Origin of the sequence: Limnobacter sp. (genome assembly GCF_036846585.1) — a bacterium.
GTDB lineage: Bacteria > Pseudomonadota > Gammaproteobacteria > Burkholderiales > Burkholderiaceae_B > Limnobacter.
Genome location: NZ_DAIUBR010000025.1, coordinates 25,881 through 49,298, shown reverse-complemented (window position 1 = coordinate 49,298; position 23,418 = coordinate 25,881). Strand labels below are relative to the sequence as shown.

The window sequence follows — 23,418 nt, the reverse complement described above, 5'->3', positions numbered from 1 at the left end:
ATAAAAACCCCGCTCTCAAAAAGAGGCGGGGTTTTTTATTTCTACAAATACTTTTTTTATTTGTTCAATACGCTGCAGTTCGACCCAACCGAAATCAGTACTTTGCCAAGTGCCGGAATGGAGCGTGGGTCGAGCGATTTGCCGGTATTCAAAAAAGCAACAGAGATATCGCGCGCCGGATCTGCCCAGGTCACAATATTAATCAAGCCTAGGTGTCCATAGGCTTGGCGTGCCTTGATGCCGAACAAGGAAAAGACGCTTTCCCCCAGCATGAATCCGGCTGAAAACCGAATTGGAATCATCAGTGTTTGATCAAATTTGATGGAGCCAACAGGTTTTGTCGCTGATGCAATAGTGCTTGTTTCGAAGATTTTTTTGCCCTTGTATTCCCCGCCATCCAGCATCATTTGATAGAAGCGGCTAACCTCGTCGGCTGTGCCGTAAATGTTGCCTGCAGGTATGCTGGCGTTCATGAAATCGGGGGTGTTCGAAATGCTGGCAATTTTCTCGAAATCAATATTCAATGCGCGTTTTGCAAGAATATTGATTGGGAACATTGGCAGTGCCCCGGTGCTATAGTTGAAGGCCGCCAAATTCTGGTGTTTTTTATCAATGCCATAGCTTAGGTATTTCGCCCCCAGCGGTTTGGCAATAAATTCTTCCAAACATTGTTCAACAGACTTTCCGCTGATGCGCTTGATTATTTCGCCGAGAATGTAGCCGCCGACAATCGCATGGTAAGCCTGCTGGTTTCCATCGCCGTGATTGGTGTAGCCCGAGTTAATCAGGTCAATCACGCTTTCCCATTTGAACAGCAGCGATGGGTGTGGGTTGGAGATCGGGATTTGCGGTACACCAGCACGGTGGGACAAGACTTGTGCAATGGTGATGTTCTCTTTGCCATTGCAGGCGAATTCCGGGATATAGCTTCCTACTGTGTCATTGAGGCTGAGTTTTCCCTGTTCCTGTAGTTTGTGGACAAGCATTGCGGTGATTGCTTTGGATGCAGAGAACAGGCAGACCGGGGTGTCGGGTGTCATCAGTACTTGATCAAGGTCTTGATCGGGGTGGTTGGGCGGCGGATTGCCCCGCGCATGCCCGATGGACCTTTTCAGCACAATTTCACCTTGCCTGCGGATCACCATGCTCATGCCTGGTTGCAGGCCGGTTCGATAAAAGCTTTCTACGCTATTCCAGATGGCTTCGACGTTGTCGCGCGTCATGCTGACGTCGTATGGACTGATTTCTGATTTGGTGTCGATTTGTGTGACCGAAACTACGTTTCTTGGAACTTGGACTGTATTTGTTTTTTTGAACATAAAAGTGGTTTGTCTCGTTGTGATAAGTATTGGTGTAACTTCTAAGTATCATTCCAAGGCAAACCCGTGGTCAATCCGGATTTTAGGGTCAGGTCTCTATGATGAATGGCTAAGGTGTGGTGGCCTTGGCTGTTTGTTTGGTGTCGTGAAGGGTTTTGATGAATTGGTTTATCGGCTTTGCGGTGCTGCCTTTGAAAAACAGCAGGGGTGACAGTGTGCCGACCAAGGTGACGTGATCGGTGCCTTCGATACTTTGAAAGGTGGATGTGTTTCCTGCCGCTTGCAGCGCTTGATGAAGCGCTTCGCTGTTTCGTTCTACGCTGACAAGGGTGTCTTTTTCAGGGGCCAGTATCAATGTTGGCGGGTGTGGCAACTTGACGTAATCAATGGGCTGGGATTTTGGTGGGTAGTTGGGATGCTCGAACACCGGCCTTACTTCCGTGTCTTTGATGGGATAAATGTTGTATGCACCTGCAAGGCCAATTAATCCCTGGATGGAGTTGCCGTGTGACAAGCCTGCGCCATTGAGCCAGCGGGCATCCAGTGCCAGCATGGCTGCGTTGTATGCACCTGCGCTGTGCCCCATCATGATGTATTTTGCTGCGGGTTTGTACTTTTGATATTCCTGTTTGCCAAGTTCGGTTTTCAGGTGAGCGATGCTTCTTGCGCCATCTTCGAGAAAGTCTGGGTATTTGACTTCAGGGTAAAGACGGTAGTTGGGCACGGCTGTGATGTAGCCCATGGAGGCTAGGCGTCGACCCACAAATTCATATTCGGATTTGTCGCCCCGATTCCAGCTGCCGCCGTAGAAAAACACGATAACAGGCGTGGTGGCCAATTCCCGGTTGGGGGTGTCTGGCAGGTACAAATCGTATTTCAGTTTTGGGTGTTCGCCAAAGGACAGGTTTTCTTTCACGTCGACGGTGTAAATTTTCGAAAGTGAATTGACCAACTGTAGGGCCGAGCAACCGCCCAGTAGAAGCACGGGCAGTATTTTAAGGGTGCGGAGCAGAATTTTTGTTGATTTCATGGAATGTTTTGATGGGCGATGCGCGAACAATGCGCAATTGAAAATGAACGCTTAATATAAAACACAATTTCAATGTGGGGTGAGGAAGATGCAAACGATTGATTCAAGCAAACCAGTTTGTGTGACGGGGGCATCTGGTTATATTGCCAGTTGGATTGTTAAATTGTTGTTGGAGCGTGGTTTCACGGTTCATGCGACTGTTCGGGATTCAGACAAGGCGAGTTCGGTTGCTCATTTGCGGAAGGCTGCGCAGGGCGCTTCCGGCAAGCTGGTGTTGTTTGATGCCGATTTGATCAAACCAGGCAGTTTCAAAGCGGCCATTGAGGGTTGCGAGCTTGTTATTCATACGGCTTCGCCTTTTGTGATACGTGGATTCACAGATCCTTACGCGGCGTTGGTGCGTCCTGCGGTGGAGGGAACGGAGAATGTTCTTGATTCGTGCAATGCGGTGCAGTCGGTCAAGCGTGTGGTGCTGACCAGTTCGGTTGCATCGATTTACGGCGATGCGATCGAGATTTTGAAGGTGCCCGGTGGGATTTTCACGGAGCAATTGTGGAACAACACCAGCAGTGAAGGGCATCAGCCGTATTCATATTCCAAGGTAATGGCAGAGCGCAAAGCTTGGGATATTTGTCAGGAGCAAAGCCGTTGGGACTTGGTAACGATTAACCCGAGTTTGGTGATGGGCCCCTCGCTGACAACCCAAACGCAATCAACCAGCATTGATGTGATGCGGGATTTGGGCAGTGGCAGGCAACGCACCGGGGTGCCAATGTTGGAGTTCGGTATTGTCGATGTTCGTGAAGTTGCCAATGCCCATATTTTGGCAGGGTTGAATCCGAAGGCAGAAGGACGATTTATCTTGAGTGCGCACACGGCAAGTTTGTTGCAAATGGCGATTGTTTTGCGGGCCAGTTATCCTGAATACCCGCTGCCTGCCAGACAGTTGCCCAAGTTTTTGGTGAAGTTGGTAGCGCCGATTGCGGCGGGTGTAAGCCGCGAATTCGTTCAGAAGAATGTGGGATACGCTTTGCGTTTTGACAACAGCCGTTCGAAAGATGTGTTGGGGGTGCAGTATCGCCCGTTGACTGAAACGTTGTGTGATCACTTTCAGCAAATGATTGATGATGGCTTGTTGAAGCGGCGTTGATTGTTTTCCCGGTTCATTCTGTTTGTTGATTGATCAAGCCCTGCTCCCAAAGATGCAGGGCTTTTTTTCGTGTGCTGTTCCAGCGGTATTGCCCCAGCTCACCGGTGGTTTGAATGACCCGGTGGCATGGAATGAGATAGCCAATCGGGTTTTTGGCGATTGCACTGCCCACGGCGCGACTTGCTTTGGGTTTGCCAATGTGTTGGGCGATTTGCTGATAGCTGGACAGGCTTCCGGGTGGCAGGTGCAACAGAGCTTGCCAAACCTGCAGTTGAAAAGGTGTGCCGCGCAAGCGCAGTGTGAATACGTTTGCTTTGCGGGAATTGCTTGAAAAAATCTGCTTGATTGTTGCGTGCGCTGTTGCGTCCGATTCTTGCATTTGGGCTTTGGGGTAGATCTGCGCAATACCTGCCCTCCATTGCAGGTAACCAAGTGTTTCGGTTTCGAATTCAAGGCTGTTGATTCCTTTCGATGTAAGACAAACAAAGGCGTTGCCGAATGGGCTGGTGGCTTGGCCGATTGTAAAAATTTGACCTTCGCCGAGTTGTTTGATTTCACCTGGGGTGAGGGCTTCAAACTTGAGCATCAATTGATGCAGTTTGCTGGTGCTTTTGAAGCCGAGTTCAATTGAGGTAGAGAGGATGGAGTGGCCCGTTTGTAAAAGTTTTCTGGCGTGGTCTTTTTGCAGACTATGAAAAAACTGTTTCGGGCTGATACCGGCCCAGTTGGTGAACAGCCTTTGCAGGTAGAAAGGGGAGACGTTTAGTTGCTCAGCAAGCGTGGCCAGTTGAAGCTCGCAGTGGTCGGCAGAGTTGATTTGATTGATTGCACTGTCTTCGAGGATTCGGATGGCTTGCTCGATCAGGCGGTATTGGGAACCGGTTTCAAATTGTGTCATGGTGGTGTGCTGAAGGCTTATTCACTTTGTCAGTCTGATTCTTACATGGTGTGGGGGCAATCTGTTTCTTGCAGAATTTGCGACTTGGGTGCAAAGTAGTGTTGAAATTTACTCACAAGTTACATTGTTTTCTACGGTGCTTTTCTATTTCTTGTGGGTATTCTTCGATTTGTGAATCTAAATGGAGTGTGTCTTGGTATCAGGGGTATAAATTACACACATTAGGTTCATTACCCAGCTACTAGCTAAAGAGGCCAACAATGGCCCTGAGGAGACAAAACATGGCCGGTTTTCTGCCCAAGAATGCCACGCTTTCATTCGCTATTGCTTCTGCCCTTGTTTCAATGCACGGCTTGTCCGTTGCTGCGGGTTCCTTCGATGGTCCTGCAGGCATTGAGGGGCGCTGGGCGATGGAAGTGACGGTGGGGGCTTCCATGCGTACCAAAGACGCTGACGAATCCCTGGTTTTCATCGGCAACGGCGGTACGGCCTCCAGCGGTACAGTGGACGATGGCAACCTGAATTTCAACAAGGGCGATGTCATCAATGCGGTGGCCAAAGCGGTTGGCGAACTGGAGCTGAAAAAAGACAATGTCGGCGTTTTTCTGCGGGCAAAAGCTTTTTCTGACTTTCACAATCGCAGCAACAAGGTGCCGCACGGTTCTTCGTCAAATGGTTATCGCCCCAATGAGCCTTTGAACGACAACGGGTTTGAGAAGGGCACCAAATTTGAGGATGCGCAGTTCCTCGATACCTATGCCTTTGCAGACTTTGAGCCTTTTGGCAAGCCATTGACGGTAAAGTTGGGCAACCAGGTTGTAACCTGGGGTGAAGCCTTGTTCGTGTTGGGTGGTGTAAACCAGTATTCGAACTTTGACGCTGCTGCGCTTCGCAGGCCGGGCGTTCAGCTTAAAGAAGTGTTTCTTCCCCTGCCCCAGATCTATGGAAACATTCAGGCGACTGATGCGCTTTCCATCGAGTCTTTTGTTCAGTTGAATCACGAGAAGGTGGTGATTGACGGATGTGGCACCTATTTCTCGCCCGCAGACTTGCTGAACTGTAATTTCCAGGGCTCTCCAATCAACCCGGGTGTGTTGAATGTGGGTGGCAATGAAATTGACTTTTCCGGGTACAACGACCGCGAAAGCTTTGAGGGTGGCGGTACTGTAACGGTGAACGGAAGTCCGTTTGACACATCGACAGTTGCGGGAGCCTCTGGCTTGGCTGGCGTGATCGGTGGTTTAACCGGATTGCCCACTGACTTGGGTAATCTGAATTTCAGGATGGCGCAACTGGCCGATCGCCGTGCGAAAGACACGGGGCAGGTTGGTTTGGCAGCCCGTTATTACGCAGGTGAAATTGGAACAGAATTTGGCGCGTATGTGGTGAATTATCACCAGCGCATCCCGAACCTGGGTTTGGTTAAGACGCCTTCGAACTACGAAGGGTCTATCTTCAATGGCCTTGAGGCTGGTGGGCAAAGCGTAGTGAATCCCTTGTCCTACTTCTTTGATTACGGCAAGGAGAATATTCAGGTGGCAGGCTTCTCGGCGGCCACCGAACTGTTCGGCTTCTCTGTGTTTGGTGAAATGAGTTACACCAAAGATTACCCGGCAGGTTACAACACGGCGGACTTGATCAAGGGTGGTGCTACGGGTGATGGGCCACTGGGGCGCTATGGCGACAATGACCAGTTCCCTGAAGGGTCTGTTCTGGATGGTTTCAAGCCTTTGGACAAAATTCAAATGCAGGTCTCGACCATCAAGTTGTTCCCTCGTCGTCTGGGAGCCAGTTCAGTTGCCTTGGTGGCTGAGGTGGGCGCACAGATTTGGCGTGGAATTGGTGATCCGTTCACCAGCGAGCGTTTTGGTCGTTCCCCCGCCTTTGGTGCGGGCGCTCACCAAACTTATAACGGTGGCACTTGCGACCGCAGCGTGAACCCGAATACGAACAATTGCGTGGTGGATGGGTATGCGACTGAAACTGCTTTTGGTTATCGCGTGTTGTCTGTAATTACGTACCCGGATGCGCTTTATGGCGTAACCCTTCAGCCAAGACTGTTTTTCTCGCATGACTTCAAGGGCTATTCCGCAGATGGTGTGTTTCTTGAGGACCGCATGAACTTGGGTCTGGGTTTGAGGGCTGAAATTCAGTCTGCCAAGTATTTTGCCGAAGTGAACTACAGCATGTTCAATGATGAGGCTTATTTCGATCCATTCAAAGACAGGGATTTCCTTTCTTTGGTATTGGGCGCCAACCTGTAAAAGGTGGAAATTTGAAGATGAGCCTGACAAAAGTTGTTTTTAGGAGATTGATTAAATGAAATCTAGCAAGATTAAGCAATTGGCCGTGTCCCTGGCTTTGCTTGGAAGTGGTTTGGCAATGCAGGCGCATGCGGCAGACTTTTCCAAGTTGGGCGCATCGTTGACCCCGGTGGGCGCAGAAAAAGCAGGCAATGCAGCGGGTACCATTCCGGAATGGAAAGGCGGAATCAGCAAGCCGCCCGCTGGTTTTGACCCAAGCAAAGGTTATCTGGATCCGTTTGCTTCGGAAAAGCCGATTTTGACCATCAGTGCGGCTAACATGGCCGAGCACAAGGACAAGTTGGCGCCGGGGCAGATGGAGATGATGAAGCGCTACCCCACCTACAAGATCAATGTGTACCCAACCCAGCGCACAGCGGCTTTCCGTGCGGATGTGTACAAGTATGCCAAAGATGAAGCAGCCAATATCAAGCTGGCTGAGGGTGGCAACGGTATCGTCAACCTGAAGAAGTCGAATGTTCCGTTCCCGATTCCCACTGATGGTGTGCAGGTGATCTGGAACCACATCATGCGCGATCTGGGCGGCTCAATTACCCGTCACTCTGCTGACTTTCCGGTACAAACCAATGGCAGTTTCACTGTGGGCAAACGAACCGAAACCATTTCGTTTGCTGCATACATGGACGATCCAGAACCGAACCGGATTTTCTACTACATGAACCAGACAACCGCACCCGCGAATGCAGCAGGAGAGGTGGCTTTGGTGCATGAGCCTTTGGATCAAGTGAAGGAACCACGTTTGGCGTGGCAATACAACCCTGGGCAGCGCCGTGTAATTCGCGCACCTGAACTGGCCTATGATTCACCGGGTATTGGTGCGGACGGCCTGCGTACGAACGATGACTTCAACGCCTACAACGGTGCACCGGACCGCTACAACTGGAAGCTGGTTGGCAAGAAGGAAATGTACGTGGGTTACAACAACTACAAGTTGACCAGCAAAGCTTTGAAGTACGGCGACATCGTGAAGCCGAATCACATGAACCCCGATCACCTGCGTTACGAATTGCACCGGGTTTGGGTTGTTGAGGGGACTTTGAAGCCGGGCGCACGCCATATTTACTCCAAGCGTGTGTTTTACGTGGATGAGGATTCATGGGCGATTTTGCATGGCGACCAATACGATGCGCGTGGCGGTTTGTGGCGTGTTCGCGAGGTGTTGGGCGTGCAGTTGTATGACGCGCCAACATTCGGCCCCGCCGGTGAGGTGATTTATGACCTGCAGGCTCGCCGTTACCTGGTTAACGCATTGACCAACGAAGAGAAGCCTATCGAATTTGGCAAGAAGTACACAACAGCTGATTTTTCTACTGCTGCTTTGCGCCGCATGGGCAGGTAATGATCAGCCATACGGCAAGCGAGGTTGCTTGCCGTATGCTTTTTCAAATCTGGAATTGTATTCAGCCCAGGGAAATTAAATTCCCTGGGTTTTTTTAAATTGGAGATGGCATGAGTAAGCCACTGTTGCGTGTTGGATTGTTTGCACTGGGTTTGTGTGTGAGCCAGTTCAGTTACGCGTTGAAGGACCCACTGGATTTGCCCGCCATGCAGGCGCCGAAGGCTGCGAAAGCGCTGGCCCTGAATGTGACTTCTTTGGGTACGAATGTGTTGATGGTGGGTGAACGCGGCATTGTGTTGAAGCGTGATTTCGCTGTGACAGACGCTGCACAAGGTGTAAAAGACGGTGAAGGCAAGGTGTGGACCCAGGCCAAGGTGCCAGTGTCTGTAAACCTGACGGGCGTTGTGTTTGTGAATGAGACGCTGGCATTTGTGGTTGGTCACGATGGTGTGGTGTTGAAGTCCACGGACGCGGGTGCCACTTGGATCAAAGTGTTTGATGGTATCAAGGCCAATGAGCAGGTTGTTGCCGCTGCCAAGAAAAAAATGGATGACATCCAGCGTCGATATGACGCGGCCAGCGCAGCTGAGCAAGACAAGATGAATGAAGCGCTAGAAGCTGCAACCTTCGCATTCGAAGATGCTGAGGCGGGAGCGCGTTTTGGCCCGGCCCGCCCCATGTTGGATGTGTGGTTCAAAGATGCCAACACCGGTTGGGTGGTGGGCAGTTATGGGCAGATTTTTGAAACTGGGGACGGTGGTGTCAACTGGACTTTGATCGCAGATCGTTTGAATAACCCGGATTTCAGGCATTACAACGGTTTGTATGGCGACGAAACGGGGTTGTTGCTGATTTCTGGCGAGGCTGGTCGCATTTACCGGTCCAATGATTTCGGTGCCACTTGGGAACGAATGGATACGGGTTATATCGGCCACTTTTATGGCACGGCCGTGATGCGCAATGCGGCAGGAGAGCCGATTGTGTTTGCTTATGGATTTGGCGGCAATGTGTATCGTCTGGGTGCAGGTGCCACGCAATGGTGGAAGCTGAACAGCCCCAGCAAGGAAAGTTTTGTTCAGGGTTTGACCGTGGACAAGGTGGTGTTGTTTGTCGATCAGAAAGGCCGCTTGGTGTCGACTGATGAAAGTGGCACCGTGTTGAAAATGGTGTCAAGTGCTGAGGGCAAACCAGTGACCGGTATGGCCCAAGTGAACAAAACATTGGTGTTGAGCGGTCAAAACGGCCCGCGAACCCTTGATCTGCCACGTTAACTGGATGAATTGTCATGAGTAATCAAGAAGAATTGGGCAAGGTTGAGAGCTTTTTTGAGTCGATCTTGTTTGGTCATCGCAAGCTTGTAATTGCAGTGTTCGCGGTGTTGTCGGTGTTTTTTGCATACCACGCGGTCCAGCTTCGCCCAGATGCGTCGTTTCAGAAAATGGTGCCAGTTACACACCCTTTCATTGCAAATTACCTGAATTACGAGAATGAGTTGCGTCCGTTGGGCAACGTGTTGCGCATCGCTGTGCACAACAAGAGCGGGACAATTTATGAAGCGGAATTTCTAGAAAAACTTCGCTTGATCACAGACGAGGTGTTTTACATTCCGGGTGTTGATCGCGGCAATTTGAGTTCGATCTGGACACCGAACGTGATGTGGCGGCAGGTAACCGAAGAGGGTCTGCGCATGGGGCCCGTGATCGGTCAGGGCTTCTCGGGTTCACCTGACCAGATTGAAGGGGTGAAAGCCAATGTGGAGCGGTCGGGCCGGATTGGTTCATTGGTGTCCAATGATCAGCGTTCGGCAATCATTCTTGCCCCGCTTCTTGAGGTGGATCCCGACACGGGCGAGAAGTTGAGCTACGGAAAGCTTTCGGCGCAAATTGAAGAGGTGGTTCGAGACAAATATCAAAGCGACGACATTTCGATTCACATCACTGGTTTTGCGAAAGTGGTGGGTGACCTGATCGACGGTGCAAAAGCAATTGGTGGTTTTTTTGCCATTACTTTTGTGCTGACAGTTATTTTGTTGTTGTGGTACTCCCGTTGCTGGAAAAGTACGGCAGCCACCATTTTCTGCTGTTCTCTGGCGGTGATCTGGCACCTGGGTTCGGTCAGTTTGCTCGGTTTTGGTCTCGATCCCTATTCAATTCTGGTTCCGTTTCTGACGTTCGCGATCGGCGTGAGCCATGCCATTCAGAACGTGCGGACCATGGCTTCGGAACGTTTTCACGGTGCGAACAAGATTGATGCTGCGAAAGCAACATTTCACCTTTTGTTTATTCCAGGTTCTGTGGCGTTGCTGGCCGATGCAGTGGGTTTCTCCACTTTGCTGGTGATCGAGATCGGTGTGATTCGTGAGTTGGCTATTAGCGCCTCGATTGGTGTGGCGGTGATCATTTTCACCAAAATGTTCCTGCTGCCGGTGTTGATGAGCTACACCGATGTCAGCGTGCGTGGCTTGAAGCAGGTTGCCAAGCAGGAAGCAAGCAAGCACACCGTGTCGCATTTGTTGTCGCGTTTGACAGAGAAGAAAGTTGCTTACGGTGTAAGTGCCGCGGCTGCCTTGATTCTTGTGGCTGGTCTGTACGCTTCAGCGGGCATCAAGATTGGTGATCTGGATCCGGGGGCACCAGAGCTTCGACCCGATTCACGTTACAACCAGGACGTGAAGTTTCTGGTACAGAACTATTCGACCAGTTCCGATGTGTTTGTGGTGATGGTGGAAACACCCGCAGGCGAATGCGGCGCGTATCCAGTGGCTTCGGCGGTGGACCGTTTTCAGTGGGAAATGGAAAACCTTGAAGGTGTGGAAGGCACGGTTTCCCTGTTCACAATCATGAAAAACATCATTGCGGGTTTCAACGGCGGCAACCCCAAGTGGCTGGCGATTTCCCGCGATCGTTTCATTTCCAATGGGGCACATAAAAATATTCCGACCACGCTGTACAATTCGGAATGTTCCATGACCCCGGTTATTTTGTTCCTGTCTGATCACAAGGCAGAAACACTGGAACGTGTGGTGGCCAAGGTGCAGGAGTTTGCAGCAGAGAATGATTCTGCCGATGCGAAGTTCATTCTTGCTGCGGGCAATAGCGGCATTGAAGCGGCCACCAACATTGTGGTTGAGCAGGCCCAAAGAACCATGTTGCTGTTGGTGTATGGCATTGTGGGTGCGTTGGTGTGGTGGGAATTCAAGAGCTTCCGTGTGATGCTGGCGATCATGATCCCCTTGTTCATCACCGAAGTGCTCTGCAAGGTCATCATGGTTCAGTTGAACCTGGGGATCAAGGTTGCCACTTTGCCGGTAATCGCATTGGGCGTGGGTATTGGTGTGGATTACGGTATTTATATCTACAATCGCCTGGAAAGCTTCCTGGCCAAAGGCTTGAACTTCAAGGATGCTTACTTTGAAACCTTGCGTTCAACGGGTGTTGCGGTTGCGTTGACCGCAGTGACTCTGGCGCTGGGTGTGTTCACTTGGGCATTTTCGGCCATCAAGTTTCAGGCTGACATGGGCATGTTGCTGGCTTTCATGTTCTTGTGGAACATGGTGGGTGCGGTCATCTTGATTCCTGCATTGGTGCGGTTGTTTGCTTTCGGTGCGGTGAAGAAACGGTTTGGTCCTTCAGTTGAAGCGCCCGGCCGATAATAAGTTGTAGTGTCACGAACTCAAGGGCGGCTTCGGCTGCCCTTTTTTTGCATGCGTGTGTTTGTGGTAATCTCCTTGAATCGTTTTCACTTGCCATTTTCTGCCATGCAGTTTCCAGCACTCCCTCCGATGCCACACCCTTTGCAGTTCAGGTCAGTCACGTTCACTGCCCTGAAACCTGGCCTCAAATTAATTGTGCTTGGTGCGGTGCATGGCAATGAGGTGTCGGGCAGCAAAGCGATCTTGAGAATGATGGCTGAGTTTGAGTCGGGCGAACGCCTGCTTCAGAACGGACAGGTCACTTTTGTGCCCATTGCCAATCCGCTTGCTTACAATCGAAAGCAGCGTAATGGCGACAGGAATTTGAACCGCAATTTGACGCCAGCAAGCAACCCGGTTGATTTTGAGGACTATGTTGCCAACTGGCTTTGCCCCCTGCTGGCTGCGCACGATGTGTTGCTGGACATTCACAGTTTTCAGAGGGGTGATGTGCCTTTTGCCTTGTTTGGCCCGAAGAACAATGACACTAAACTTGAGTCGTTCAGGCATGAAGATGCTGAGCGAAGCCTCGCTTTGCGATTGGGTGTGAGCCGTTTTGTCGACGGTTGGCTGGACACCTATGCCAAAGGGGTGGCAAATCGCGTGGCCTACCTGAAAGCCACAGGCGGATCAGGTGAGGGTTTAAATACTGACCCCCGTTATGGTATGGGCACCACGGAATGCATGCGGGCAAACGGTGGTTACGCAGTGACCCTGGAGTGCGGTCAACACGACGACCCGGGTGGTCCTTTGGTGGCCTATCAGGCCATCAACAACACACTGGTTCATTTGGATCTGGTGGCAGGTGATGGCGTAGCGCCCGTGGGTGAATACCAGCATCTCAGTTTGGTTGAGGTCAATGACAAGAATCACGTAGATGACCAGTTTGTTCGACCATGGTCAAGTTTTGATTCTGTTCGAAAAGGCGAGTTGATTGGCATTCGCCAAAACGGGGATGAGGTACGTGCCAGTCGAGACGGTTTTATTGTGTTTCCCAATACCCTGTCGCAGGCTGGGCAAGAGTGGTTTTACATCGCGGTGTCGAATGCAGTCGGAAAAACAGGTAATTTTTCCTAATAAACCGCATCAAATGACTACAAATAAGTGATTGAAATATATCATTTTTCGGATTGAGGGAATGTGTCGTTTTTGTTTTAATAAATTACCTTGTCAAGGGTTATAAAACAACAATGAGCGGTTTTTCCCGGAACATTTACAACCCAGATCGAACAACCCAGGCCGTCGCCTTGCTGGGTGGTGCGACCGCGCACTCGTACAGCTCACTGAGCTTGCACCACTCAATTGCCAACCCTGATATTGCGCTGAACATCGAGGATCCATACTTGAAGCAGGGCAATCGAGAGGCTCTTCAGGCGAGCGGCGAATCCGCAAGCTCCTTGTTGGAAAGGGCCGTTTTTGATTCAGGCAACGCAACACCCTTTGCCAGTGTGCCGCAACAACTCATTTTGGACGAATTGGTGGCGTTTGATTCTGTTCAGGATTTGTCCGCCACCAAGGACATGATATCTATGTTCGATGATGGCACTCTCGATTCAGCCGATCTGCAAACCCTTCAGGGCTTTGAATCCGATGCGGAGCCGGATCTCGCTTCTTTGGCTGAATTGCCGGAACCTGGTAACGAGGCTTTCTCATTGCTTGATTTCATAGAGCAGGCAGTTGCTGAAGCAGAAACATCGCAGGATCAGTTTGCCAATGTGCTGGATCCTACAACTGAACCTTTATTGGGCACAGATTATTACGCAGACTCAATTGCAGTGATCAATGGTTTGCTGGATTCATTTATTCAGCCGATTGGTTCTTTCTCCACGTCTTGGCTTGAACCCGTGATGCCAAGCTCTGTAAATTAGTTGGCAACCTGCCTGGGGTGGTTTTCAACTTTTTCTTCTCAAAGACGGTGAAAAAGAACCCTTTTATGCCGCCTTCCCGAGCATTTGATCTACTTGACCTTGCCTCAAAATGAAGGTTGATTCCAAGTCAATGGTCAGTGCACACATGAACTACAACAACGAACGTAATCCAGGTGAATCTTCAACCGAGATGATTGAGATCCTCTTGTTCTCCCTGGGTGGGCAAGAAACCTTTGGCTTGAATGTATTCAAGATCCGTGAAGTGACGGAAATCAGCCAAGTTACACAGATTCCGGGGCAACAGGGCGCCATGAACGGTGTTATTTCCCTTCGCGGCCAAGTGTTGCCTGTGGTGTCTTTGGGCGATGCGATCGGCATGTCCACCGGTGCGCCCAACACGAAAATGATCATTTCCGAATTTGCTTCCAGATCTGTGGCGTTTGCGGTCACTGATGTGGATAAAATTATCCGGGTGCCTTGGTCAGACGTAAAACCACCACAACGATATGATTCCGAACAGGACTCTGTGTTTGGCGTGGTGATGCTGGCTGATGGCAGTCTTGTGTCGCTGGTAGACATTGAAAGTGTTTGCCAGCGCGTATTGCCCGAGAAAGAGGCCGCGGACATAGCCACCGGATTTGAGCTAAATCAAGCTGGGCCAGTGTTCTTTGTGGATGATTCCATTGTTGCACGCCGAAAAATCAGCGAGGTACTGGACACCATGGGCCTGCAGCACAGCCACGCCGTGAATGGCGTGGAGGCTGAGCAGAAGCTGTTGGCCATGGCTTCGAGTGCGGAACTGGGCGATATCGCCATTCAAGAGCGGGTATCACTGGTGTTGGTGGATGAGGAAATGCCGATTATGGACGGTTGTACCTTGACCCGAAAGCTCAAGGGCGATCCGCGCTTCAAGGACATTCCAATCATCATGTATTCGTCCCTGACTTCCGAAGAAAATGCACGCCGGGGCATTGAGGCGGGTGTGAATATTTATGTTAAGAAGTTTGATTCCACTTCACTGTCCAATGCAATTGGACAGCTTCTGACCCACGCTTGAGCCAGCACACAAGGAAAGCGCTACACTTCGATTTTGTTGATGTGGCGCCATTTTGCGTGATGAGTTCTATCCAATCATTTCCCTGTTTTACTGTGCTGTTCGACGCAATCGCAAATGATTTGCGTGAGCATGGTTACAGCATTCAAGACAAAGCTTTGCCCCAAGAATGGATCGATGGCTTGCTGCGCGACATGCGCACGCTGGGTGCCGGTCAGCTGAAGCCGGCGGGCGTGGGGCGTGCACAGCAGCATGTTGCCAACGCAAGCATTCGGCGCGACGCAATTTCCTGGATTGAAAGCACTGAGGGTGCGCAGGGCCAATGGCTTGCATTCAGTGCGCAATTGCAGCGGCACTTGAATCGATCCCTGATGCTGGGTCTGTTTTCGTTTGAATCGCATTTTGCGCATTACGCGCCGGGTGCGTTCTATAAAACGCATGTGGATGCATTCAAGGGGCAGGCCAACCGGGTATTGTCAGTGGTGCTGTATTTGAACCCGGCGTGGGTGTGTGCTGATGGTGGCGAAATGGTGTTGTATTCGGACACTGCCCCCGGCACCGTGTTGTGCAAGGTAAGCCCAAATGCGGGCACCCTGGCGGTTTTTCTGAGTGAGGATTTTCCGCACGAGGTGTTGCCGGCTCTGCGTGACCGCTACAGCATTGCGGGCTGGTACCGGGTCAACACATCCAATACTGGGCGAGTAGATCCACCTGCCTGAGTTACCAATTCAAAACCCGGGGGCCCAACACCGCGCCAACCCCACCGCACAATGCAATGCCCAATGTATACCAGGTGGCAATGAATGGGGCTGAGGGTTCTGTGCAGGCAAATGCATAAGCCATTGCAGCCACCGCGCCTGAGAAAAGTCCGCAGGCCGCACCTGCAAGCTGCAGATTGGTGGGTGCCAAACCTTTCATGGCCCAGAACGATCCCGTCATGACGGGAATGGACAAGAGCAGAATTGTCCAGGGGCACAACAGCCACGAATGCCCCATGAGCGCAGCAGCGCGCTCCGATTCTTCGGTGCTGATGTAGGAAAAAAAGCCAACCAACAACATGATCAAGACAATGCCAGCAACCGTTGCTGCTGCTGTTTTACCCGACGCGCCAGGTCTGCCGACCCGGGAAAGCAGCCATGCAGTTGCAAGCGCCAGCGCACCGGCATAGGCCAATTTGATCCATGGGCCTGGTTCTGCGAACATCGTGTCGGGAATGAAGCCCAAACCACCGACAACCAGCGCGGTCGCCAACAGGCCACCAGCCATGCCAGCGGGCAGCAGGCGTTTGACCGCCAGCGCCTTCGGCGCAGGGCCAGCCTGATTGGCAAGCAATGTGATCAGTTCATCTGTCTTCATGAGTTACTCCTGGCAAGTGAGGCCAATTGTTTCAGGCCTCTGTGCACCTGCACTTTCAATGCCGCCACGGACACGCCACTTCTTTCCGACGCTTCGATCATTGACAGCCCTTCAATTTTTGTCAGCAAAATGGCCTTCCTTTGTGATTCTGACAACTGCTCAAGCAACACAGCCAAATCACGTCTGGATGGCAGCTCTTCCTGCACCAGTGGGTGTTGGTCTTCAGCCAAATCGTCCAGCGAATCATTCAGGTTGTCACGCCTTCCGCGCCGACGCCACAAATCGACCAGTTTGTGCCGCGCAATTGCGAACACCCAACTGCTGACCGGCAGGGTGTCGTCGTAAGTACCGCGTTGTACATGCAAAGCCAACAAAGTTTCCTGCACCAAATCTTCCACCTCGTCGGGCAAGGCTTGTAAACGGCGACCATAAAACCGCCTCAAACGCTGGGCAATTTTCGCAAGCGAATCTCGATACGCCAAAGCATCGCCTGCCTGCGCACGCAACCACATCGGTTTGAGGGTTAACTCAAACTCGTCAAGGGGGCGCGCATAATTGGATTCGTTGGGGAGGGCCATTCGGTTACAAGAGCATTTTTTTAATTGTTTCATGACACTAACACAGTTCAATTGTAATGTCGGGTGTGGGACGCAGGGCATCAATGCCTGACCATCTGGAGCCTATAATATTTGCTGTCTTAACCACTCGCTTGTTCGGGAGAAAAACATGCAAATCATCAAAACACGCGCAGCCGTCGCTTGGGCTCCGGGACAACCTCTCAGTATCGAGGAGGTCGATTTGATGCCGCCGCAAAAAGGTGAAGTATTGGTCCGCATTGTGGCGACCGGTGTGTGCCACACCGATGCTTACACATTGTCTGGCGACGATCCTGAGGGTATTTTTCCCGCCATTCTGGGCCATGAAGGGGCGGGTGTTGTTGAAGCCCTGGGCGAAGGTGTCACCAGCCTGGCTGTAGGCGATCATGTGATTCCCCTGTACACCGCAGAGTGTCGCGTGTGCAAGTTCTGTACCTCCGGAAAAACCAATTTGTGCCAGGCTATTCGTGCCACGCAAGGCAAGGGCTTGATGCCCGATGGCACCACACGGTTTTCTAAAAACGGAAAGCCGATTTATCACTACATGGGGACATCTACTTTCGCAGAACACACTGTGGTGCCTGAAATTTCGTTGGCAAAAATTGATCCGAAAGCGTCGCTGGAAAAAGTGTGCTTGCTGGGCTGTGGCGTAACCACCGGCATTGGCGCCGTGCACAATACCGCCAAAGTGAAAGCAGGCGACACCGTGGCCATATTTGGTTTGGGTGGCATTGGATTGGCGGCCATTATTGGTGCCGTGCAAGCCAAGGCCGGGCGAATCATTGCCATTGATGTGAACCCGGACAAGTTTATAATCGCCAGGAAGCTTGGGGCCACAGATTTTGTGAATCCCAAAGACCATAGCAGGCCCATTCAGGAAGTGATTGTGGAGATGACCGATGGCGGCGTGGATTTTTCTTTCGAATGCATTGGCAATGTGAATGTGATGCGTTCCGCACTTGAATGTTGTCACAAGGGTTGGGGCGAATCCGTCATCATCGGTGTGGCCGGTGCAGGTCAGGAAATTTCAACCCGACCATTCCAGCTGGTCACCGGCCGGGTGTGGCGTGGCAGTGCGTTTGGAGGCGTGAAAGGGCGCACAGAACTGCCTGGTTATGTGAACCGGTTCATGAATGATGAAATTGATCTGGACACTTTTATTACACACACCATGCCGCTGGAGCGAATCAACGAGGCTTTTGATTTGATGCATGAGGGCAAGTCCATTCGCACCGTGATCCATTTTTAATATGAAAACGCTCAGCAGTGTTCAATGTTTTGGTGGTTTGCAAAACCAGTATGAACATGTTTCGAGAACGCTGAATTGCACCATGCAGTTCAGCGTGTATTTGCCACCGCAGGCGCTGGCGGGTCAGCCTGTTCCCGTGGCGTATTGGCTTTCGGGGTTGACATGCACCGATCAAAATTTTGCCACCAAGGCGGGTGCGCAGCGTGTTGCCGCCGAATTGGGCATTGCAATTGTGATGCCCGATACCAGCCCGCGTGGACAAGGTGTGCCCGATGATGCAGAGAAGGCTTACGACTTTGGTCTGGGTGCCGGGTTTTATATAGACGCCACACAGGTTCCGTGGAATACACATTACAACATGTACAGTTACATCGTTCACGAACTGCCCGAACTTGTTGAAGCCGGGTTGCCTGTGACGGGGGCGCGATCTGTTTTTGGACACTCTATGGGCGGGCATGGTGCCCTGACCATTGCGCTGAAGAATCCTGAGCGTTACAAGTCAGTGAGCGCATTTTCACCGATTGTCAGCCCTGCACATTGCCCCTGGGGACAAAAAGCATTGGGGCTGTATTTGGGAGAAGACCAGGCCCAATGGAAGCAGCACGATGCAGTGGAGTTGATTCGAGGTGGTGCCAACCAACTGCCTATGTTGGTTGATCAGGGTTTGGCCGACAATTTCCTGGCCTCACAGTTAAAAACAGAATTGCTGGAAGCGGCATGCAAAGACACTGCTTACAAAGCCGAAATTCGGTATCAAGCCGAATATGACCACAGCTATTACTTCATTGCTACTTTCATCGAAGATCACCTTCGATTTCACGCCAAGTACCTGATCAATTAATTCAAGCACTTGTGTCCGAATCCAGAGGCTGTTAGATTCAGGCCTTCATTTGAATGAGGTGCGTCTTCAATGAGCAAATCGCTGCGGTTTTCCGAGAAATGGTTTCGTCGGGGCCTTTGGGTTGTTGCGCTTGTGTTCGCCTGGTTTTTGATTGGTCTTGGTAGCACGGTGGTTGGCGATTTACCCAAAATCGAACAAACCCAAACACTTGAAGACTTCATGAGTCCGATCGAACTGAAAAAGGTTCGTGAGGAAATTCGCAAGGCTGAATTGAATGAGCGCGAAGTAAACGATGCGCTGGAGCAATCCCGCTTGAAACATAGCGCGGCTGAAGCAGACACGGATTCCGAGCGGGAGAAATTCATGGCCTCCGTGGCCACCAGAAAGGCAACCGCGCAACCTGATCAGGACGGGGAACTGATCGCCAGAACCGAGCGGGTGGACAACCTGCAGGCACTTGAGCGAGTGGCCCTTGCTCAACTTGAAATGCAACAAAAACTGCTGCTGGACGCGCAGCAAGCCAGCCGCAAGGCGCGCTTGCGCTTGAGTGAACTGGAACAAGCGGCGCAGGGTGATTACGCCAGTGCCCGCCAAAGCCAGGAGTTGCGCGTGTTTGCCTATCGCCTGGCGCTAACCTTGCCTTTGCTTTTGATTGCAGGCTGGCTTTACAAGAAAAAACGACAAAGCACTTACTGGCCTTTTGTGTGGGGTTTCATTTACTTTGCCCTGTTTGCGTTTTTTGTAGAACTGGTGCCTTACTTGCCCAGCTATGGCGGTTATATTCGTTACTTGGTGGGCATTGTGATCACGCTGTTGGTGGGGCGCCAGGCAATTGTGGCCTTGCAACGCTATCAGGATCGACAGCGTTTGGCGGAAGCCCAGCCAGAAACCAAACGGCGTGAAGTGCTTGAATATGACACGGCACTGGCCCGCCTTGCCAAAAGCATTTGCCCCGGTTGCGAGCGCACCGTGGACCTGAAAGACACCAGCATTGATTATTGCCCGCACTGTGGCATTGGTTTGCATGACCGTTGCAGCACCTGCAACACGCGCAAAAGTACCTTCTCCAAGTACTGCCATGCCTGTGGTGCAGGCGCGAAATTGGGCGAGCCACCGGCACCAACATCGGTATAAGTAGCCGCGCTACGCGGTGGGATATTTCACCGCGTTTTTCACCAGTTTGTGTTGTGCGGCTTCAATCGGGTCGATGTTCAGTTGATTGCAGATTTGCAGCAAGTACAACAACACATCGGCCACTTCTTCTTTCACTGCATCCAGCTTGTCGCCGTGCAGTGTGCGGGAATTTTCTTCCGTCATCCACTGGAAATGTTCCATCAATTCCGCCACCTCAACCGACAAAGCCATCGTCAGGTTTTTGGGCGAATGAAATTGATCCCAGTTGCGCGCATTGGCAAAGTCGATCAATTGCAGTTGCAGGTCTTGTAAGGTGGGGGAGTTCATGCCGCAGGCTTTTTTCATTGATCCAGCATTCATTTTACTGAATCAGGCAGTCAAAAAGCGCCGGCTTGTGACCGGCGCTTTTTTGTTTGTTTAAATCGACTGCGACAGCTCGGGATAATCAATGTAGCCCACAGGGCCCGGTGCGTAGTAGGTTTGTGGATTGCCTTCAGCCAGTGGCGCATTCAACTTGAGGCGATCTACCAAATCCGGGTTGGCAATGTAAGCACGCCCAAACGAAACCGCATCGGCCCAGCCCGTTTCCAGCGCATTGATTGCCATCTCGCGGGTGTAACCGTTGTTCACCAGGTAGCTTCCGTTGAATGTGTTGCGCGCCCAGGCGTAGTCAAAGCCCGGTACTTCGCGGTCGCCACCCGTGGATCCTTCAATCATGTGAATGAAGCCAATTCCGCGCTGGTTCAATTCTTCGATCAGGTAACCGAACACGGCTTGGGGATCGCTGTCACTTAAGTCGTTGAACGGCGTAACAGGTGACAGGCGAATACCCATCTTGCCCGCACCGATTTCGGCGATCACGGCATCCACCACCTCAAGCGCAAACCGCGCACGGTTCTCAACAGAACCGCCGTACTGGTCGGTACGCTTGTTCGCGCCATCGCGCAAAAACTGGTCAATCAGGTAACCATTGGCACCGTGAATTTCCACACCATCAAAACCCGCCTTGATTGCATTGGCTGCACCGGTGCGGTATTCGTTCACCACCACCTTGATCTCATCGGCAGTCAGTTCATGTGGAACCGGCACATCCACTTTGCCGTTGTGGGTGTAAGCCACCACATTGGGCTTGACTGGAGAGGGGCCAATCGGGTGCGTGCCGCCAGTCAATTCCGGGTGTGTAATTCGACCCACATGCCAAATTTGCGCGATGATCTTTCCACCGGCTTCATGAACCGCTTTGGTAATCCGTTTCCAGCCTTCGATTTGCGCATCTGAGTAAATTCCGGGTGTGGCCATGTAGCCCTTGCCCGCAGGGGACACCTGTGTGCCTTCGCTGATAATCAAGCCCGCATTGGCACGTTGGCGATAATACTCAACATTCATCGAACTGCCCGGAATGTCGCCAGCAGCTTCGTCTGAACGGCAGCGGGTCAACGGGGCCATGATCACGCGGTTTTTCACATCAATATCGCCGATTCGCCCAGGTTGAAACAGTGTCAAATCATCCACATTGGCAATTTGTTCGTTCACATGTGGGGTGGGTGCATTCATTTGTGGGTACTCCTCTTGTTGCAGTGCAATGTTGCACATTATGCGCATTCCCATCTCTGATATCTACGGAACAGTTGTTATAGTATTTATTCCTAACAGGAATGAGTGAAGGTTAAAAAGACATGGACAGACTGCGCTTGATGGAAACCTTCGTGCGGGTTGTTGAAACCGGTAATTTCTCGGCGGTGGCCAGGCAGGCCCACACTACCCAGTCGGCCATCAGCAAGCAAGTGCAGGCCTTGGAGGCCGATATGGGCGTGTTGTTGCTGGTGCGTTCCACCCGCAGCCATTCGCTGACTGAAGCAGGGCGCTTGTATTACGACCGCTGCAGACATGTGCTGGATACGCTTGAAGAAGCACGAATCGAAGTGCATCGCGCCGAACATGAGATGAGTGGCCTGTTGCGTGTGGCCGCACCCGTGGCCTTCGGGCGGATCCACATTGTGCCCCGGTTGGCGGCTTACTATTCGCGCTATCCGAAAATGAGGATCGACCTGCAACTCGACGACAGCTTTGTTGATCTGGTGGCTGCGGGTATTGATGTAACATTCCGCGTTGGTGAATTGAAAGACAGCCGTTTGATCGCGCGGCGCATTGGTTCGGTTGCACGGGCCGTGGTTGTGTCAGCAGACTACCTGGCACGCCACGGCACACCGAAATGCCCCGAAGAATTGCTGGATCACAATTGTCTGCTGTACACCGGAATCGACAATTTCAATGAATGGACCTTCGTGGACACCCGAAACAAACCCCGCACGGTGCGGGTGCGCAGCAACTTTCAGTCCAACAGTTCAGAAGCCCTACGGCAGGCCGTGATGGAAGGTTTGGGGGTTTGTTATTCGCCCACCTGGATTTACGGTCGCGACATTCGCGAGGGCAGCCTGACCACCATTTTGAATGACTTCAAGCCCAGCACCCTTCCACTGAATGTTGTGTATCAGCCCGAACGCCGCCCTTCGATCAAGGTCAACAGTTTTGTGGATTTTTTCACAGACACTTTCAATCAGGATCCGGATCTTTCCGCGGTAATCCGGTCTTTTAAAGCGTAGGGTTGTACTTGCCGGTTTGGCTTGAAAAGTCCTTCCAGTGCCAGCAGGGCCAAAGCCAGCCAAATGGCGATGTAAGTTGGCCATTCTTTTTCAGCAATGTTTTCACCGATCAGGAATGCCACCAGCACTAACAATACCGGTTCCACATAACCCAGCAAACCAAACAGGCTGAAAGGCAGCAGTTTGCTCGACAGGATGTAAGCCACCAACGCAGATGTGCTTAACACCCCCAATAATATGATCAACAGGGGCAGGGGGGTGTTCATGCCAAGCATTGCATCAAAGCCTTGCCCAGCTGCGGCGAAATACAAGGCCACAGGCAACATCAACAGCATGTCAAACCACAGGCCACCCAAGTGGTCTGTCTTGAATTGAGTCCGCAGTACAAAGTAATAGGGGTAGCCCAAGCACACCAGCAGGGAAGTCCACGCAAAGCCACCCGCCTGGAAAACTGCGTGAACGACACCCAAAAAAGCCAACAGCATGGCACCTTTTTGCCAGTGGCTTAGTGTGTCTTTGTAATAAAAACGCCCGATCAGCGCCATCACCAAAGGCATCATGAAATAGCCCAGCGACACATTCATGGCATGGCCGTGCAGTGGTGCCCAAAGGAAAAGCCACAACTGGATACCCAACAGAAGTGACGACAAGGGCAACGCGACCCACAACTTCCAGTCTTTGTTCAGGCGGCTTGCAATTGAGCGCACCAAGCCCCAATCGCCAGAGCAGAATAAAAACAGGCTCATCACCGGCAATGTCAGCAACATGCGCCAGCCGTAAATTTCCTCGCCGCTTAGAGGGTCAAGCTGCGTGGTGTAAAAATACAGGCTGCCGAAAAGTATGGAAGCGAGAATAGAGAGGAATACGCCTTTAAGCATGATTCAATTTTTTAGATTTGCCACGGCAATGGTGATTTGTTTGTTGGAGCTTGCCATGTGGGAGCCAATCAATCCAGGTGATGGTTTT

Annotated in this window: 21 protein-coding genes; 13 read left to right on the top strand and 8 right to left on the bottom strand. The window is 51.6% G+C overall.

The features are described from left to right. Nucleotides 1-56: 56 nt before the first annotated feature. Entirely contained in the window at nt 57-1,223 is a 1,167-nt protein-coding gene (locus tag V7028_RS11655) for a serine hydrolase domain-containing protein (protein WP_334120254.1), read from the bottom strand. A 205-nt stretch (nt 1,224-1,428) separates the two neighbouring features. Next, nucleotides 1,429-2,349 carry an alpha/beta hydrolase gene (locus V7028_RS11650; protein WP_334120253.1) on the bottom strand — a complete coding sequence of 307 codons (921 nt, stop codon included), beginning with the start codon at nt 2,347-2,349 and terminating at the stop codon, nt 1,429-1,431. An 88-nt stretch (nt 2,350-2,437) separates the two neighbouring features. On the opposite strand from V7028_RS11650, the gene V7028_RS11645 reads away from it, so the two are divergent. Beyond that, a complete protein-coding gene (locus V7028_RS11645) occupies nt 2,438-3,499 on the top strand; it encodes an SDR family oxidoreductase (protein WP_334120252.1) in 1,062 nt (353 codons plus the stop codon). A gap of 13 nt (nt 3,500-3,512) precedes the next feature. On the opposite strand, the gene V7028_RS11640 is transcribed toward V7028_RS11645, so the two are convergent. Beyond that, the gene (locus tag V7028_RS11640) at nt 3,513-4,397 is read right to left on the bottom strand and encodes a methylated-DNA--[protein]-cysteine S-methyltransferase (protein ID WP_334120251.1); all 885 of its coding nucleotides are present in this window, start codon (nt 4,395-4,397) and stop codon (nt 3,513-3,515) included. 281 nt (nt 4,398-4,678) lie between these two features. On the opposite strand from V7028_RS11640, the gene V7028_RS11635 reads away from it, so the two are divergent. From V7028_RS11635 to V7028_RS11600, 8 genes are all read left to right on the top strand, one after another. Beyond that, a complete protein-coding gene (locus V7028_RS11635; RefSeq protein ID WP_334120250.1) occupies nt 4,679-6,661 on the top strand; it encodes a DUF1302 domain-containing protein in 1,983 nt (660 codons plus the stop codon). A gap of 55 nt (nt 6,662-6,716) precedes the next feature. After that, nucleotides 6,717-8,060 carry a DUF1329 domain-containing protein gene (locus V7028_RS11630; RefSeq protein WP_334120249.1) on the top strand — a complete coding sequence of 448 codons (1,344 nt, stop codon included), beginning with the start codon at nt 6,717-6,719 and terminating at the stop codon, nt 8,058-8,060. Nucleotides 8,061-8,170: 110 nt separating this feature from the next. Beyond that, entirely contained in the window at nt 8,171-9,331 is a 1,161-nt protein-coding gene (locus V7028_RS11625) for a WD40/YVTN/BNR-like repeat-containing protein (protein ID WP_334120248.1), read from the top strand. Between the two features lie 14 nt (nt 9,332-9,345). Further along, a complete protein-coding gene (locus tag V7028_RS11620) occupies nt 9,346-11,712 on the top strand; it encodes an efflux RND transporter permease subunit (protein ID WP_334120247.1) in 2,367 nt (788 codons plus the stop codon). Between the two features lie 129 nt (nt 11,713-11,841). Beyond that, nucleotides 11,842-12,828 carry a succinylglutamate desuccinylase/aspartoacylase domain-containing protein gene (locus V7028_RS11615; RefSeq protein ID WP_334120246.1) on the top strand — a complete coding sequence of 329 codons (987 nt, stop codon included), beginning with the start codon at nt 11,842-11,844 and terminating at the stop codon, nt 12,826-12,828. A gap of 113 nt (nt 12,829-12,941) precedes the next feature. Further along, on the top strand, nt 12,942-13,619 hold the full coding sequence (locus V7028_RS11610) for a hypothetical protein (protein WP_334120245.1): 678 nt from the start codon (nt 12,942-12,944) through the stop codon (nt 13,617-13,619). Nucleotides 13,620-13,764: 145 nt separating this feature from the next. Beyond that, a complete protein-coding gene (locus V7028_RS11605) occupies nt 13,765-14,676 on the top strand; it encodes a chemotaxis protein (protein ID WP_334120244.1) in 912 nt (303 codons plus the stop codon). 59 nt (nt 14,677-14,735) lie between these two features. Beyond that, nucleotides 14,736-15,392, top strand: coding sequence for a 2OG-Fe(II) oxygenase (locus V7028_RS11600; RefSeq protein ID WP_334120243.1), 657 nt, complete (start codon nt 14,736-14,738; stop codon nt 15,390-15,392). 1 nt (nt 15,393) lies between these two features. On the opposite strand, the gene V7028_RS11595 is transcribed toward V7028_RS11600, so the two are convergent. Together V7028_RS11595 and V7028_RS11590 are read right to left on the bottom strand one after the other, a co-directional pair. Then, nucleotides 15,394-16,029, bottom strand: a complete 636-nt coding sequence (locus V7028_RS11595; RefSeq protein ID WP_334120242.1) for a DUF1109 domain-containing protein — start codon at nt 16,027-16,029, stop codon at nt 15,394-15,396. Beyond that, the gene (locus V7028_RS11590) at nt 16,026-16,607 is read right to left on the bottom strand and encodes a sigma-70 family RNA polymerase sigma factor (protein ID WP_334120241.1); all 582 of its coding nucleotides are present in this window, start codon (nt 16,605-16,607) and stop codon (nt 16,026-16,028) included. Before V7028_RS11590 ends, V7028_RS11595 begins: the two co-directional genes overlap by 4 nt. Before the next feature lie 157 nt (nt 16,608-16,764). Between V7028_RS11590 and V7028_RS11585 the strand changes: the two genes are divergently transcribed. From V7028_RS11585 to V7028_RS11575, 3 genes are all read left to right on the top strand, one after another. Beyond that, nucleotides 16,765-17,874, top strand: coding sequence for an S-(hydroxymethyl)glutathione dehydrogenase/class III alcohol dehydrogenase (locus V7028_RS11585; protein WP_334120255.1), 1,110 nt, complete (start codon nt 16,765-16,767; stop codon nt 17,872-17,874). Between the two features lies 1 nt (nt 17,875). Next, on the top strand, nt 17,876-18,715 hold the full coding sequence (gene fghA, locus V7028_RS11580) for an S-formylglutathione hydrolase (protein ID WP_334120240.1): 840 nt from the start codon (nt 17,876-17,878) through the stop codon (nt 18,713-18,715). A gap of 69 nt (nt 18,716-18,784) precedes the next feature. Next, on the top strand, nt 18,785-19,849 hold the full coding sequence (locus V7028_RS11575) for a serine endopeptidase (protein WP_334120239.1): 1,065 nt from the start codon (nt 18,785-18,787) through the stop codon (nt 19,847-19,849). Nucleotides 19,850-19,858: 9 nt separating this feature from the next. Here the strand turns inward: V7028_RS11575 and V7028_RS11570 are convergent, their stop codons facing one another. Next, nucleotides 19,859-20,176, bottom strand: coding sequence for a nucleotide pyrophosphohydrolase (locus V7028_RS11570; RefSeq protein ID WP_334120238.1), 318 nt, complete (start codon nt 20,174-20,176; stop codon nt 19,859-19,861). A gap of 90 nt (nt 20,177-20,266) precedes the next feature. After that, complete coding sequence (locus tag V7028_RS11565; protein WP_334120237.1) at nt 20,267-21,403, bottom strand: alkene reductase; 1,137 nt, start codon at nt 21,401-21,403, stop codon at nt 20,267-20,269. 122 nt (nt 21,404-21,525) lie between these two features. On the opposite strand from V7028_RS11565, the gene V7028_RS11560 reads away from it, so the two are divergent. Further along, the gene (locus V7028_RS11560) at nt 21,526-22,452 is read left to right on the top strand and encodes a LysR family transcriptional regulator (RefSeq protein ID WP_334120236.1); all 927 of its coding nucleotides are present in this window, start codon (nt 21,526-21,528) and stop codon (nt 22,450-22,452) included. On the opposite strand, the gene rarD is transcribed toward V7028_RS11560, so the two are convergent. Next, nucleotides 22,407-23,330: an EamA family transporter RarD gene (rarD, locus tag V7028_RS11555; RefSeq protein WP_334120235.1), complete on the bottom strand. Its 924-nt coding sequence runs from the start codon at nt 23,328-23,330 to the stop codon at nt 22,407-22,409. The genes V7028_RS11560 and rarD overlap by 46 nt on opposite strands. Between the last annotated feature and the right edge of the window lie 88 nt (nt 23,331-23,418).

Excerpts from the sequence above, each read along its gene's own strand:
- V7028_RS11640 (WP_334120251.1), bottom strand. The coding sequence starts at position 4,397 with ATGACACAATTTGAAACCGGTTCCCAATACCGCCTGATCGAGCAAGCC.
- V7028_RS11615 (WP_334120246.1), top strand. The coding sequence starts at position 11,842 with ATGCCACACCCTTTGCAGTTCAGGTCAGTCACGTTCACTGCCCTGAAA.
- V7028_RS11645 (WP_334120252.1), top strand. The coding sequence starts at position 2,438 with ATGCAAACGATTGATTCAAGCAAACCAGTTTGTGTGACGGGGGCATCT.
- V7028_RS11565 (WP_334120237.1), bottom strand. The coding sequence starts at position 21,403 with ATGAATGCACCCACCCCACATGTGAACGAACAAATTGCCAATGTGGAT.
- V7028_RS11650 (WP_334120253.1), bottom strand. The coding sequence starts at position 2,349 with ATGAAATCAACAAAAATTCTGCTCCGCACCCTTAAAATACTGCCCGTG.
- V7028_RS11630 (WP_334120249.1), top strand. The coding sequence starts at position 6,717 with ATGAAATCTAGCAAGATTAAGCAATTGGCCGTGTCCCTGGCTTTGCTT.
- V7028_RS11570 (WP_334120238.1), bottom strand. The coding sequence starts at position 20,176 with ATGAACTCCCCCACCTTACAAGACCTGCAACTGCAATTGATCGACTTT.
- V7028_RS11600 (WP_334120243.1), top strand. The coding sequence starts at position 14,736 with ATGAGTTCTATCCAATCATTTCCCTGTTTTACTGTGCTGTTCGACGCA.
- V7028_RS11595 (WP_334120242.1), bottom strand. The coding sequence starts at position 16,029 with ATGAAGACAGATGAACTGATCACATTGCTTGCCAATCAGGCTGGCCCT.
- V7028_RS11655 (WP_334120254.1), bottom strand. The coding sequence starts at position 1,223 with ATGACGCGCGACAACGTCGAAGCCATCTGGAATAGCGTAGAAAGCTTT.
- V7028_RS11610 (WP_334120245.1), top strand. The coding sequence starts at position 12,942 with ATGAGCGGTTTTTCCCGGAACATTTACAACCCAGATCGAACAACCCAG.
- V7028_RS11635 (WP_334120250.1), top strand. The coding sequence starts at position 4,679 with ATGGCCGGTTTTCTGCCCAAGAATGCCACGCTTTCATTCGCTATTGCT.
- V7028_RS11590 (WP_334120241.1), bottom strand. The coding sequence starts at position 16,607 with ATGGCCCTCCCCAACGAATCCAATTATGCGCGCCCCCTTGACGAGTTT.
- V7028_RS11620 (WP_334120247.1), top strand. The coding sequence starts at position 9,346 with ATGAGTAATCAAGAAGAATTGGGCAAGGTTGAGAGCTTTTTTGAGTCG.
- fghA (WP_334120240.1), top strand. The coding sequence starts at position 17,876 with ATGAAAACGCTCAGCAGTGTTCAATGTTTTGGTGGTTTGCAAAACCAG.
- rarD (WP_334120235.1), bottom strand. The coding sequence starts at position 23,330 with ATGCTTAAAGGCGTATTCCTCTCTATTCTCGCTTCCATACTTTTCGGC.
- V7028_RS11625 (WP_334120248.1), top strand. The coding sequence starts at position 8,171 with ATGAGTAAGCCACTGTTGCGTGTTGGATTGTTTGCACTGGGTTTGTGT.
- V7028_RS11575 (WP_334120239.1), top strand. The coding sequence starts at position 18,785 with ATGAGCAAATCGCTGCGGTTTTCCGAGAAATGGTTTCGTCGGGGCCTT.
- V7028_RS11605 (WP_334120244.1), top strand. The coding sequence starts at position 13,765 with ATGAACTACAACAACGAACGTAATCCAGGTGAATCTTCAACCGAGATG.
- V7028_RS11560 (WP_334120236.1), top strand. The coding sequence starts at position 21,526 with ATGGACAGACTGCGCTTGATGGAAACCTTCGTGCGGGTTGTTGAAACC.